This is a genomic window from Phenylobacterium montanum (assembly GCF_018135625.1).
Lineage (GTDB): Bacteria > Pseudomonadota > Alphaproteobacteria > Caulobacterales > Caulobacteraceae > Poindextera > Poindextera montana.
The window spans coordinates 1892501-1904441 of record NZ_CP073078.1 but is presented as its reverse complement, the minus strand read 5'-3'; the positions used below and the strand labels follow the sequence as shown (position 1 = coordinate 1904441).

13 protein-coding genes (1 of these 13 only partly in view) are annotated in these 11941 nt (G+C 68.1%); 4 read left to right on the top strand and 9 right to left on the bottom strand.

The features are described 5' to 3' along the window. Nucleotides 1–122: 122 nt before the first annotated feature. On the bottom strand, nucleotides 123–611 hold the full coding sequence (locus KCG34_RS08480) for a UrcA family protein (protein ID WP_211939935.1): 489 nt from the start codon (nucleotides 609–611) through the stop codon (nucleotides 123–125). A 133-nt stretch (nucleotides 612–744) separates the two neighbouring features. Then, nucleotides 745–1230: a PAS domain-containing protein gene (locus tag KCG34_RS08475; protein ID WP_249138266.1), complete on the bottom strand. Its 486-nt coding sequence runs from the start codon at nucleotides 1228–1230 to the stop codon at nucleotides 745–747. A 192-nt stretch (nucleotides 1231–1422) separates the two neighbouring features. Between KCG34_RS08475 and KCG34_RS08470 the strand changes: the two genes are divergently transcribed. After that, nucleotides 1423–2295, top strand: a complete 873-nt coding sequence (locus KCG34_RS08470) for a hypothetical protein (RefSeq protein WP_211939933.1) — start codon at nucleotides 1423–1425, stop codon at nucleotides 2293–2295. 123 nt (nucleotides 2296–2418) lie between these two features. On the opposite strand, the gene KCG34_RS08465 is transcribed toward KCG34_RS08470, so the two are convergent. Next, on the bottom strand, nucleotides 2419–2727 hold the full coding sequence (locus KCG34_RS08465; RefSeq protein WP_211939932.1) for a hypothetical protein: 309 nt from the start codon (nucleotides 2725–2727) through the stop codon (nucleotides 2419–2421). 75 nt (nucleotides 2728–2802) lie between these two features. Further along, nucleotides 2803–3906, bottom strand: coding sequence for an alpha/beta fold hydrolase (locus KCG34_RS08460; RefSeq protein ID WP_211939931.1), 1104 nt, complete (start codon nucleotides 3904–3906; stop codon nucleotides 2803–2805). A 157-nt stretch (nucleotides 3907–4063) separates the two neighbouring features. On the opposite strand from KCG34_RS08460, the gene KCG34_RS08455 reads away from it, so the two are divergent. After that, a complete protein-coding gene (locus tag KCG34_RS08455) occupies nucleotides 4064–4669 on the top strand; it encodes a peptidylprolyl isomerase (RefSeq protein WP_211939930.1) in 606 nt (201 codons plus the stop codon). A gap of 12 nt (nucleotides 4670–4681) precedes the next feature. On the opposite strand, the gene KCG34_RS08450 is transcribed toward KCG34_RS08455, so the two are convergent. The 5 genes from KCG34_RS08450 to hfaA all read right to left on the bottom strand — a co-directional run bounded on the left by KCG34_RS08450 (nucleotide 4682) and on the right by hfaA (nucleotide 10933). Further along, a complete protein-coding gene (locus tag KCG34_RS08450; protein ID WP_211939929.1) occupies nucleotides 4682–5098 on the bottom strand; it encodes a hypothetical protein in 417 nt (138 codons plus the stop codon). 30 nt (nucleotides 5099–5128) lie between these two features. Further along, nucleotides 5129–8080, bottom strand: a complete 2952-nt coding sequence (locus KCG34_RS08445) for a M16 family metallopeptidase (RefSeq protein WP_211939928.1) — start codon at nucleotides 8078–8080, stop codon at nucleotides 5129–5131. 219 nt (nucleotides 8081–8299) lie between these two features. After that, nucleotides 8300–9499 (bottom strand): holdfast anchor protein HfaD, encoded by a 1200-nt coding sequence (hfaD, locus tag KCG34_RS08440; RefSeq protein ID WP_211939927.1) that lies wholly within the window; start codon nucleotides 9497–9499, stop codon nucleotides 8300–8302. Continuing rightward, the gene (gene hfaB / locus KCG34_RS08435) at nucleotides 9459–10436 is read right to left on the bottom strand and encodes a holdfast anchoring protein HfaB (protein ID WP_211940753.1); all 978 of its coding nucleotides are present in this window, start codon (nucleotides 10434–10436) and stop codon (nucleotides 9459–9461) included. Before hfaB ends, hfaD begins: the two co-directional genes overlap by 41 nt. Before the next feature lie 77 nt (nucleotides 10437–10513). Continuing rightward, nucleotides 10514–10933 (bottom strand): holdfast anchoring protein HfaA, encoded by a 420-nt coding sequence (gene hfaA, locus KCG34_RS08430; protein ID WP_211939926.1) that lies wholly within the window; start codon nucleotides 10931–10933, stop codon nucleotides 10514–10516. A 197-nt stretch (nucleotides 10934–11130) separates the two neighbouring features. Here hfaA and KCG34_RS08425 point away from each other — a divergent pair, with 197 nt between their 5' ends. Both KCG34_RS08425 and KCG34_RS08420 read left to right on the top strand, forming a co-directional pair. Further along, nucleotides 11131–11769 (top strand): rhomboid family intramembrane serine protease, encoded by a 639-nt coding sequence (locus KCG34_RS08425; protein ID WP_211939925.1) that lies wholly within the window; start codon nucleotides 11131–11133, stop codon nucleotides 11767–11769. A gap of 77 nt (nucleotides 11770–11846) precedes the next feature. Further along, nucleotides 11847–11941, top strand: partial view of a CBS domain-containing protein gene (locus tag KCG34_RS08420; protein WP_211939924.1) — the 5' portion only. 334 nt of this gene lie beyond the right edge of the window; only the first 95 of its 429 coding nucleotides appear in the window; the start codon lies at nucleotides 11847–11849; the stop codon falls past the right edge of the window.

Here is an 11941-nt window from a genome sequence, read left to right as displayed (position 1 = left end):
TGGCGGCGAGCGCCTGACCCAACCGCCGAGGCCTCCGGCTCCAGGCCCAAGACTACTCGGCGGAGAAGTTCAGCATGATACCCTCGCCGAGGGGGCGGGCAAGCGCAGCCGCAAGCAAACGCCTACCAGGGCGGGGTCTCGTCCTGACGGTAGGCGATGTCGCGCAGTTGGACCATGGCGTGGGTCACAGCGTCGGGCACGCAGGCGCCGCTATCGTCGCTCGAATTGGGGTAGTCGTCCGCCAGCTGGTCGCAGACCTGCCGCGCCGTCTGCTCGATGCGGACCTTGGCCGCATGCCGGCCCCACCGCGCGCCGAGGTCCAGGTCGCCGACATAGACCACGCGCGAAGCGCTCACCGTATCGCCGTTGTCGCGCTCCCGCGTCCTGGGCGCATAGACGGTGATGTCGTCCGGCGCAGCGCTCGCAGGCGGCGGAGCGCTTTCTTCGGGCGGCGCGGTCTCGTCCGGCGGCGCGGCCTGCTCGTAGTCCGGAGCGGTGTATTCGTTGCTGTCGTAATAGGTTTGCTGGGCCATGGACGGCCCACAGACCAGGGCGGCGGTCGCCGCAAGCCCGGCCAGTTTCAGGATCTTGAATCTCGTCTCGCCGATCATCTTGGAATCTCCTCGGCGCCCCTGCGGTCGGTCGGCCGATTTGGCCGCCCCAGGCAAGGTTTCGCCGTTTTGATCTTGGGTGATTGCGGGAGTCTAACGGCGGGGCGGCGGGGAGGGTTCCTGAATCCGGTGGTCAGGCGATCCGCCGGCCGTTCACCGCCGCCAGGCGCAGGTGGGGCAGGGGTTCACCCAGCCCGCCGGAGAGGATGTTGCGGATCGACAGGCTCTGCACCTTGCGGTTCATCAGGACGGCGGTGGGGCTGAGCGGCTGGTAGAGGCCGATCATCCGGTCCACATCGCCCGAGAGGCCGGTCAGGGGGGCCATCATCAGCTCGATGCGCACCGGCAGGCCGTATTCCGGCCAGGCGTCGGCGTCGACCACCAGCGGCTCGACCCGGCGCCGCACGGTCTCCAGCGCCATCTGCAGCGGATGCCGGTCTTCCGGCTCCCACAGGTTCAGGATGTTCTCTTCGCGCAGGTCGCGCCCGTGCAGGTCGGCCAGGAAGGCGCCGGCCAGGCGGAAGCCGTAGTCGCCGAAGCCACGGCGGCCAACAATGAAGATCTGCGGTAGGAGCGGCGTGAACTCCGAGGGATCGACCGAGGCCCGCGCCGGCGCCATCGGCCCGATCCGCCGCGCTCGCCAATACTCTATCAACAGTTCCGTATTTGAATGGAACATGCACGCCCGCCTTTCACGGTGGTGGAACACCGCATGGGGCTTGCAGAAAGAATTGGACCAAGGCCGCAGCGTCCCATCGCGGGACGCCCCCGTCCGGACCGGGGCGCGCGGCGGCCAAGGAGAGCAAGGGCTATGACGGCGCAGATCAGATCTATGCTCGGCAGGATCGCCGGCGCGCTCGCCTTTGCGCTGCTTGTGATGGGCGCCGGCGTCGCGGTGGCCGGCAATGGCTGCGGCTGCACCCCGCCGCCGCCCTGCTGCCAGCCGCCGACCCCGCCCACCCCGCCCAGCTATCCCTGCTGCCAGCCGCCGGGCCACAACGTCTATATCCCAGGCGTGACGGTGGATGTGGCCGCCTCGGTGGTGGTCAACGCCAATGTCCAGGCCAATGTCGCCGCCACGGCCGGCGCGTCGGGCCAGGCCTCTGGCCAGGCTTCCGGCCAGGCGCTGGTGGTCGTCGGCGCCGGCGGCGGCGCGGGCGCCTATGTCGGCCCCGGCGTGGTCAGTGTGGCCCCCAACCTGAACGTCGAGGGCGGCGCCCACCGCAGCGCCTACGAGGCGACCCGCACCAAGATCACCAAGGTGGTGATCCAGGCGGTCTGCATCGACGACAAGGACATCCCGCACCCCGCCTCTCAAGTCATGCCGGACCGTGACATCGAGGATTCCTACGACGGTGAGCTCTATCGCTGCATCGCCGGGACCCACATGCAGTACGTCTGGGCCGAATATCTCGGCAAGATCAGCTTCGACCATGGCCAGACGGTCAACTGCGCCAAGGCCGAGGCCCTGTGGCACGCCCCCGGCGGCAAGGTCGAATGCCGGCGTCAGAAGCCCGCCCGCGACTGCAACGAACGCTCCCTGCTGCGCCGCTTCGGCGCCGGGGTGAAGATCCTGACCATGATCACCGTCGAGCGCTACACCGACTACCACGAAGAGGCGACCACAAGTTCTGCGGCCTCCTCGCTCAGCCTCGACGGCGGCGTGGGCGGAATCGTCTACTGACTGTCCAGCATGTTCAGGGCGCGTTCAGGGGACCTGTGAGACAACGAGGGCGTCGATCCAGTCGGATGACGTCCCCTTGAACTGGCCCCGGCTCCTGGCCGGGGCCTTTTTCTTGTCCAGCCCCTACCGCCGCCGCGACCAGATGATCACCGGACTGCCCACGAGGCCGATGTAGAAGCCGAAGTCGTAGGCCACGCCCGCCGCCTTGGTCTCGTAGAGATGCGCCTTCCAGGGCAGAAGGTGCGGGAAGAACCGGCCGACGATCTCCACAACCATGGTCACCGGCCCGATCAGCCCGTGCCAGAAGCCCAGGAAGAACTGGGCCAGAAAGCCGCTGTCGGCGGCGTGCGCCGAATCGCTCGATCCGGCGACGCAGGCCGCCAGGGCCAAGAGAAGGACGACGGCGGCTGTGGCGCGGGCGGCCGATTTCATGGTCTGCTCCGGGTGAATCTCGAGGGTTGGGAGGACCATAGGGGAAGCGGCCCGCGCCATGAAGCGCTGGGAACGTCAGTTCGGCGCCGTATCCCCAGCCTTCACCGCCAGCGGCCGGACGTCCTCGACCAGATGCACCAGCACCCGCCCGGGCTCTTCGGCATAGAGCATGTGGGCCGAGTTCTCGAACCACACGAAGCGCTTCTTTGGCGCATGCAGGCGCTGGAACCAGGCCTGCACCGGCTCGGACGGGGTGGTCTCGTCATAGCGGCCGGCGAAGATGAAGATCGGGCAGCCGGCCCGGGTCATGGGGTCGAAATCGACCTTGGCCAGGTCGGGCAACAGCTTCGGCAGGCTGAAGCCGCTGCCCTGGTCGATCGCCTTGAAATCCTGCTCGCTGTAGTCCGGCGAGATCCGCTCGGCGTTCTCCCAGTAGTCGAAGCTCGTCCGCCCGTGGGTCAGGCCGCCATAGCGGATCGACCACTTGCGCTCCGTCCCGATCTTCTCCGGCTCGATGGTCCCATCCGTGTCCGGATAAGGCGCGATGGCGGTTAGCTCCTGGATCGCCGCCTGGTCGCCGGCCTTCTTCGCCGCCGCCAGGGTGTGGGCGTAGCCGGCCTTCTCGCCTGCCTGCATGTTGATGATCTGGCCGACTCCGACATAGGCGTACAGCCAGTCCGGCCGGCGCTCGGCCAGGCTCAGCCCCACCACCGTGCCCCAGGAATGGCCCATCACGAAGATCTTCCGCCGGTGATAGGTCCTACGCAGATAGGCGGTCAGCTCCTCGGCGTCCTGGACGATCCGCGCCTTGCTGAGCGTCGGGGCGACCTTGGCCGGATCGTTCAGCTCATAGGTCTTGCCCGACCCGCGCTGGTCCCACTCGACCACAGTGAAATAGTCGGTCCACGGCGCCTCGAACAGATAGCGGTTGGCCAGTTCAGGCGAGGCCGGGCCGCCGTGGATCACCAGAAGGATCGGGTTGCGCCGGTCGCGGCCGCGCACGGTGATCCACTGCTGGACGCCGCCGATCTCCACAGCCCGGGCCTCGTCTATGCCGTTGGCCGAGGTGATCCGGCCCACCTCGGCCAACACCGCATGCGGGTCTGGAGTCGCCGCCATGGAACCGCCCGCCGCCGCCAGGATCGCGGCCATAGAAATCATCGAAACCAAACGCTGCATGTCAGCCCCTGCAAATCACTCTGGGGGCGACGCTAGGCCAGCAGCCGAGCTCGGCGCACGTTAAAAGGGGCTCATGTTGAGGCGCGCGCTTCGCCCCTTGCCAAAACCCCCGGTCGCGCGAAAGTCGGCTTGAGGAAGCGGCGAGGGAGCGACAGCCATGGGCGCGTTGAGGGTCGGGCGGCGGGGCCTTCTGGCCGGGGCGGGGGCCTGGATCGCCGCGCCCGCGCTGGCCGACACGGCCAAGCCGCAGGTGACGCTGAAGACCAGCCACGGGACCATCGTCGTCGAGCTGGAGAGCGAAAAGGCGCCCCTCACCAGCGCCAACTTCCTGCGCTACGCCGCGGCGGGCAATCACGACGGGGCCAATTTCTTCCGCGCCTCGCGCACCGAGGGCGCGCCCGACACCGGCCTGATCGAGGGGCGGCTTTCGACCAACACCGCCAAGCTGTTCCCGCCGATCAAGCACGAGAGCACGACCCTGACCGGGCTCAAACACGTCGATGGGACCCTGTCCATGGCCCGCGGCGCCCTGAACACCGCCCGGGTCGACTTCTTCATCTGCATCGGCCCGTCGTCGTTCTTGGACGCCGACCCCAGCGCCCCCGGCGACAACCAGGGCTACGCCGCCTTCGGCCAGGTGACCCAGGGCATGGACGTGGTCAAGGCGATCCTGGCCCTGCCGACCCCCGGCAAGGCCAAGAACCCCGCCATGGCCGGCCAGATCCTCGACCCGCCGATCCCGATCAGCATAAAGAAGGGGTGAAGGGGCGAGCGCCTAATCGAGGGTCAGGGGGCGGTCTCGGACTTCTATGTAGGGGTTCCGGCGTCCTTTAGGCCGCCAGTCCCCTTCCACGAGGACGACCCTTGTCTTGCTGGTGACGCAAAAATTGCGCGCGATCGTAACGTGCCTTCCTTTGACAGAAAGGCTGTCGCAAGGCGCAAGACGAGCGGTAATCGACTTTGACATGCCAAATTGCTGCTCCGCCTCGGTTCTACCCGTGACATCACCTTCCCAAAGCGTCGAGCTGTTCAGGCGAATCACAATGTGATCTTCGCCGAAGTCCATGAGCGCGATCGGTATATTGTAGCTTGCTTCCTGTTCCGCAGGAGCGGCCCCCAGGGCTGGCTGGGACACGACCGCCCAGCTACCCAAGAGGACCATGCAGATCAAAGACCTGGCAAACTTGGTCATGAGGCTCGCCCGCAAAGTGGGGGCAATGATCTACATCGCACCCGCCGGCTTGACCTCCATCTTCCAGGCCTTGCCGTCCAGCAGGTAGGTCTGGGCGGCGGCCTGCACGTCGGCGGCGGAGACGCGTGACAGCTGCGCTTCTGACGTGCGGATCGCGGCCAGCTTGCGCGGGTCGGACTGGGCGCCAGCGAGGGCGGTCAGCCAGTATTCGTTGGTCTGACGGCGTTTCAGCAGCGATTCCACCGCCGGTCCCTTGGCCCGGTCCAATTCGTCGGCGCTGACCGGCTTGGTCCTCAGGTCCGCTGCGATCGCGTCCACGTCCTTGAAGAAGCCGTCCAGCTTGGCCGGCGGAATTTCCACCCGCACCGACAGGTAGCCGTAGTGCGGGAAGACATCCGAAACGCTCGAGCCCGCCGATGGAGAATAGGTGGCGCCTTCGGCCCGGCGCAGCTGGTCGGTGACGCGCAGCTGCATCACCTCGCCCAGGATGCTGAGCGTGCGGGCGCGCTGGGTGTCGCTCAGGAAATCGTCGGTCGGCCAGGCGATGAAGCCGATCGCCTGGTCGGCCCGGCCCTTGTGGGTGCGCACCAGCGGCTTGGCGTCCGCCGCCGGGAAGCTGACCGGGGCCGGGTTCGGCGCGGTCAGGTCGGCCCGCTGGGGCAGGGCGCCGAAGGTCGAGGCCACGGCGGCGATCGCCTTGTCGACGGTGATGTCGCCTACCACCACGATCTCGATCGGGCCGCTGGACAAGGGCTGGGCCAGAAGGTCGTGCAGCTCCTTGGGCGTCTCGGCGGAGATGGCGGCGGCGTCGGGGAAGCCCCAGCGCTTGTCGCCGCCATGCAGCAGGCCGCCGAGGTCGCGGTTCAGCACCCCGGCCGGCGTGGCCGACAGCTGGTCCAGTATGGTCGGCGCCGCGCTCTTCATTCGCTGGAAGGCCTCCGGCCGCCAGCCCGGATCGGCGACATGGGCGGCCAAGAGCTGCAGCTGGACGTCCAGGTCCTCGGGCCGCGTGGCCCCGGCCTCGACAAAGGCGCTGTCGCTGATGGCGAAGTTGCGCCCGACGATGCGCGAGCGCAGGGCCTGGTCGACATCCTCGGCGGTCAGCTTGCCCAGGCCGCCTTCGGGAAAGGCGCTGGCCGCGGCCCAGGCCGGCGTGGTGCGGTCGGACGGCAGGTCCAGCAGGCCATGGCCGATCCGCGCCTGCACCAGGATCTGGTCGGTGCGGAACTTGGTCGGCTTGACCGTCAGGCGCACGCCGTTCTTGAAGCGCACGAACACCGTGTCCAGGTCGGCGACCTCGGTCTGCTCGGCCACTTCGCCGACGGGGCCGAAGCTATAATAGGGCCAGGTCAGGTCGGCCTGCAGCACCGGCGCGCTCACCGGCCCCTTTTCGGCCGCCGTCAGGGCGTCGGCCAGTTCCTTCTGGTCCCCGTCCTTGGCCTCGGTCACGCTGGTCAGCACCAGGGGGCCGTCGCCGCCAAAGGCCTTGGCCATGGCCGCGCTGACCTCCGCCGGGGTGATGGTCTTCACCGCCGCCTCGAACAGGGCCAAGTCCTCGGCCGGGCTGGTCTCGACCTCGGGCGAGTTCAGGGTGGCGACGATGTCGTCGGCGATCGAGGGGGTGGTGCGGGTCTTGGCGCCCTCGGCAGACGCTTTCAGGACCGCGCGCTGGCCGTCGATCTCGGCCGCCAGCTCGCTTTGGGAGACGCCGAACTTCACCAGCCGCCGCTGCTCGGCGACCATGGAGTCCAGGGCGGCCTTCCATTCGCCCGGCCGGGCGGCGGCGCGGATCGAGGTGACCTTGGCCGAGTGATAGAGCTCCGAACGTTCCGCGCCCGCGCCGACAAAAGGCGGGTTCTCCGAGCGCACCAGCCGGTCCAGCCGGCGGTTCAGCACCGCCAGGCCCAGGCTGTCCACCAGGTCGCGGCGACGGCGCGCGGCGCTGTCCAGGCTCGGATCGACCGGCGCGGTCCAGGCCAGCTGCACCAGGGGCGTGGCGCCGGGCAGGGCGACCAGTTTCGTTTCCGGCCCGCGCTTTTCCGGCGCGCCCAGGTTCGGACGGGTCCCGGCCGGGCCGACGCCCCGCCAGTCGCCGAACTTGGCCTTGATCTGGGCTTCCATGGCGTCGGCGTCGAAGTCGCCGACCGCCACCACCACTGCGTTCTCCGGGCGGTACCAGCGGCGGTAATAGTCGGCCAGAAGGTTGTGGGTCGCGGCCTTGATCGCCTCGACCTTGCCGATCGGGAAGCGGTCCGCCACCAACTGGCCCTTCAGCGTCTGGCCGAAGCTCTCCTTCAGCAGGCGATAGCCGGGGGTGTCGCGCAGCCGCTCCTCGGACAGCACCACGCCCTTTTCATTGTCCATCACCCCCTGGTCCAGGGTCAGCTCGCCACCGATCTCGCGCAGCAGCATCAGGCTGGTGTCGACCGTGTCGGCGTCCGACTTGGGCAGGTCCAGCTTGTAGACCGTCTCTTCCTGCGAGGTGTAGGCGTTGGTGTCGGCGCCGAAGGCCAGGCCGTGCCGCTCCAGGATCTTGATCATCTCGCCGGCCGGCACGTGGGTCGAGCCGTTGAAGGCCATGTGCTCCAGAAGGTGCGCCAGGCCCTGCTGCTGGTCGTTCTCCTCCAGCGAGCCGGCGCCGATGCGCAGGCGCAGCGAGGATTGCCCGCCCGGCGTGGCGTTCTTCATCACCACGTAGCGCAGGCCGTTGGGCAGGGTCCCGAAACGCATGTCCGGGTCTGGCGGCAGGCCGGCATAGGTCTGGGCCCACACATTGTCGGGCGCGGCGCCGCGGAGGGCCTTGGCCGCAGGAACGGCGCCCTTCGCGCCGCGTTTGGCGAACAGGTGATGCGATCCGGCGGGCCGTTCCGCGCCGGCGCTGGCGTTCGCCTGGGCCGGCGGCGGCTTGTGATGGAAGGTGCCGCAGGCCGAGAGGGCCAGGGCGCAGCTCGCCAGAAGGGCGGCGCGCGAGGGTCGGATCATGAAGGGAACCTGGGTCCGTATGGATACTGGGGCGGTGACGTTGTTCACGCCCTTAAGGCGCGGACAAGGCCAAATCTAGGCCGAGGCGACAGCGCGTCGATCGGGCGCGGGCCGCAGTACAGGCCAAGCTCGGAGCGGGTTGAGGAAAAGTGCGAAGCGGTTTTCCGCACGCAACCCGCTCCCACTTATCGGTGTCGATCATGTCGAATTCGACATGATCTAGTGGCTTGGCTTGCTGACATAGAAGGTGGCGTTGTTGCCCACCGCCGTGGCGGTTCCCGTCACCGAGCGGTTCGAGGCGGCGACGTCGATCTGGCTGGTCGCGCTCAGGGCCACGCTGTTGGTCTGGCTGTTGGTCACCGCCAGGGTCCCGTTGCAGTCCGAGCAGGCGAAGCCGGTCACCGCATTGCCCATCACCGTGGCGCTGGAATAGGCGTCGTAGCCGTTGGCGCCGCTGTAGCTGGCGACTGCCGAGGCGCCGTTTCCGGTGTTGTTCTGGGTGCTGGTCAGGCTCAGGCTCGGCCCGTAGTTGCCGACCAGGGCCGAATTGCCGACCGCATAGGCGTCGGCCTCCCCCGAGCCGAACTCGTAGCCCGAGACCTGGGCCTGGGCCTGCACATAGCCGGTGTTCGACTGGGTTTCGACCACGCTCAGCCCGCCATTGGTGTTGCTGACCGAGGTGTTGTTGCCGGTGGCGGTCGCCGCCCCGGTGATCGACTGGCCATTGCCCAGATAGGCGTCCTGCTCGGCGGTCGACCCGCCCGAAGCGGTCTGGCTCAAGGTCAGGGTCTGGCTGGCGTTTCCCGTACCGGTCCCGGTGATGTTGTTGGAGACCGAGGTCGCACTCGAGACCGCCGCGCCAGGCGTGTACATCAGGCTGACGCCGCCGGTGGCCATGGTCGCCCCGGCGTTGGCCTGGTTCACGCTCATGGTCGCGCTGGTGTCGCTGACCGCGATCCCCTGGCTGTTGCCGATCGCCTGCACGCTGGCCGAGATTGCGCCGGTCTGGGCGTTGGTGGCGTTGATCACGTTCAGGCCGGTGACCGAGCCGCCCGCGCCGATCGTCTGCGTGACGGTCCCCGTCAGGGCGCCGCCGCCATAGCTGCCCACATCGCCGGTATTGCCGGTGGCTGCGGTCGCGATCGAGGTCTGGGCCCCGGCGTTGGTGGTCACGTTCAGGGTCGTGGTGGCGCTGACCGGGGCTGTCAGGCTCTGGCTGGACTGCACCGCCAGGCTGCCGGTCTCGACCGCGCCGGAGACGGCGTTGCCGGTGGCCGTGGTCGTGCCGACCGTGGAATTCGAGACGTCGACGACGTTCAGCGTCTGGCCGGAAACGACTGCACCGGACTGAGCCTGGACATTGTCCAGCGTGCTCTGGCTAGTAGCGACTCCGCTCAGCGGGGGCAGCATCGGAATCATGAGCGTGATCCCAGCGACGAGGATCTTCGCGGGTCTGCGCATTGTTCTGGTCCAGGTTGTTGTAGGCCGGGATATAGCCGCCGGTGACGCCGGTGGTCCGCCCTTCCAGGGGATCGCCGTTCTGCAGGCAGACCTCGGGGCCGGGGGCGCCGTAGAGGTTGGACATCATCTCCAGCACCGCCCGCTCGATCACCGAGCGCACGCCCAGCTGGATCGGCTCCAGGGCGCCTTCGCCGGCCGAGACGTTGTAGACATTGCCGCCCAGCACGTCGAACACGCCCACGCCCACCTGGCGGCCGATGATCTGCTTCTGATAGCTGATCACGTCCACCACCTGCAGGGTGCGGGTGTCGACCAGTCTGAGATCCAGGCCGATGTTCATCACGAACAGCTGGCCGGTCAGCTCGGCCTTGATGCCGGTGGTCGTCACCCGCCCGCCCTGGGCGTCCAGGCCGGAAGAGCGGATATTGAAGTTCAGCTCGGTGATCCCGCCCACGAGGTAATAGTCGGAGCCCGGCACCTGACCGGCCATGATCCGGCGATAGTCGTTCGGCCCGGTTGGCGCGCCCGGCGGCGGCTGGGCCGCGTCGGTGATCAGCTTGTTGTTGGCGTATTTCAGCTCCAGCTCGGAGACGCTGGTGTCGTAGCGCTCGACGAGGTTGGCGCCCGACTTGGCCAGGGCCGAGATGGCCATCAGCGAGGCGCCCTGGGTCAGCTTGCGACCCGAACCGTCGCTCTCTTCCTTGCCGGTGTAGTCGCTGATCCGCCCGACCGCGATGCGCGGCGAATTCCTGTGGTTGGCCCGGGCGTATTGGCCCAGGCAAACCAGGGCGGCGGAATAGGGGGTCGGGTTGGAGGTCACCGGCGCGTCGCCGATCGGCGCGGCATAGCGCCCGCCCGGGCCGGCCACCGGCGAGACGCAGGCCGAAAGCCCCATGGCGCAGGCGGTGACGACCGCCGGCAGCTTGGCCCGGCTCAGCAGCGACAAACGGAAAGGAGCGGCGGACATGGCGGTCACGGGTTTCCGTTGGCCGAGGTCGTCGCGGTGACGTTCCCGGTATTGGTCTGGGTCGAATTGACGACCACGGTGTTGTTGTTCCCCTGCACGACCACGTTCAGGTTGTTGCCGATGGCCGAGGCGGACGCTGAGGCCGACGCCGATCCGCCGACCCCGGCGAAGGCCGTCGCCGCGCCGCCGGCATTGGAGAACGCGCTGGACGAGGACCCGCCCTGGATCAGGCCGTTGACCACGACCAGGTTGCCGTTGGCGTCGGCCATGCTGGGATCGACGGCGCGGTTCTCCGAACCGGTGGTGCGGTTCCAGCCGGCGTTGAAGGTCGCGGAATTGGTCGACATGGTCTGGGCCAGCCCGGCCGACGGCGCGGCCAGGGCGATCAACGCCAGGACGGCGCGCCCGATGTCCAAGGTCGCCATTCGAATCCTCGCTCCCACTTCCAGGCCGGCCGCCGTTCGCCTAGATCGTCTGCAAATGCGTAAATCCCGCCTCAGCCTTAACGTTGAAGGTGTCGCGATTTGGTTAAGCGGTGTTGGAAGTCGGCGATTCGCAGCGCCTAAGGTTGTGGGCCGTCGCGCGATGCGACGCCCAGGATGCGATGCTCAGGGAGGATGGATTGACCAGTGAAGCCAGAGAGCCGGTGTTTCAGGCCCCCTGGCCGGTCCTCGCCCTGATCGGCGCAATTCTTGTCGCCTATTTCGCCCAGGCGCATCTCGTCCCGGCCGGATGGGTCGAGGGCCACGTGCTAAGCGCCCAGGCCGTGCGGGCGGGCCGGTACGAGGTGCTGTTCACCTCGCTGTTCCTGCATGGCGGCTGGGCCCACGCCCTGGTCAATGCGGGCTTTGGCCTGGCCTTCGCCAGCCCGGTCGCGCGCCGTATGGGCGTCGATCTCAAGGGCGTCGCCGGCTTCTTCGCCTTCTATCTTCTGTGCGGCGCCATTTCCGGGCTCGCCTTCGTCGCAGCGCACTGGAACGATGAGGCGGCGGCCGTCGGCGCTTCCGGCGCCTTCGCCGGCTTTATGGGCGCGACCTCGCGGCTGATGAGCGGCGGGTGGGATCTGGCGCCGTTCCGCAGCCGGCCGGTGGTGTCCATGGCGCTGTCCTGGATCATCATCAACGTCATCTTCGGCCTGGTTTTCGTCGGCTGGGCGCCGGGATCGGGCGGGGCGCCCATGGCCTGGGAAGCCCATCTCGGCGGGTACTTCGCCGGCCTTCTTCTGCTCGGGCCGATGCTCCGCCTGATGGGCCGGAACTGATCACGGCATAGGGAATTGCCAATACAGCGGTTCTGAGGGAGGCTTCCCGTCCAACGGCAAAGGTGGGAGGAACGCCAGTGCTGGTATCCCAGATCTTGAAGGACAAGGGCGACCTTGTCTTCACCGCGTCGCCAGACGAAACCATGGCCGCCGCGGCCGCGCTGCTGCATTC

Coding starts and splice junctions, on each gene's coding strand:
- KCG34_RS08455 (WP_211939930.1), top strand. CDS start 4,064: ATGGGCGCGTTGAGGGTCGGGCGGCGGGGCCTTCTGGCCGGGGCGGGG.
- KCG34_RS08470 (WP_211939933.1), top strand. CDS start 1,423: ATGACGGCGCAGATCAGATCTATGCTCGGCAGGATCGCCGGCGCGCTC.
- KCG34_RS08445 (WP_211939928.1), bottom strand. CDS start 8,080: ATGATCCGACCCTCGCGCGCCGCCCTTCTGGCGAGCTGCGCCCTGGCC.
- KCG34_RS08460 (WP_211939931.1), bottom strand. CDS start 3,906: ATGCAGCGTTTGGTTTCGATGATTTCTATGGCCGCGATCCTGGCGGCG.
- hfaB (WP_211940753.1), bottom strand. CDS start 10,436: ATGGGGCTTTCGGCCTGCGTCTCGCCGGTGGCCGGCCCGGGCGGGCGC.
- hfaA (WP_211939926.1), bottom strand. CDS start 10,933: ATGGCGACCTTGGACATCGGGCGCGCCGTCCTGGCGTTGATCGCCCTG.
- KCG34_RS08450 (WP_211939929.1), bottom strand. CDS start 5,098: ATGACCAAGTTTGCCAGGTCTTTGATCTGCATGGTCCTCTTGGGTAGC.
- KCG34_RS08475 (WP_249138266.1), bottom strand. CDS start 1,230: ATGGCGCCGGCGCGGGCCTCGGTCGATCCCTCGGAGTTCACGCCGCTC.
- hfaD (WP_211939927.1), bottom strand. CDS start 9,499: ATGATTCCGATGCTGCCCCCGCTGAGCGGAGTCGCTACTAGCCAGAGC.
- KCG34_RS08480 (WP_211939935.1), bottom strand. CDS start 611: ATGATCGGCGAGACGAGATTCAAGATCCTGAAACTGGCCGGGCTTGCG.
- KCG34_RS08465 (WP_211939932.1), bottom strand. CDS start 2,727: ATGAAATCGGCCGCCCGCGCCACAGCCGCCGTCGTCCTTCTCTTGGCC.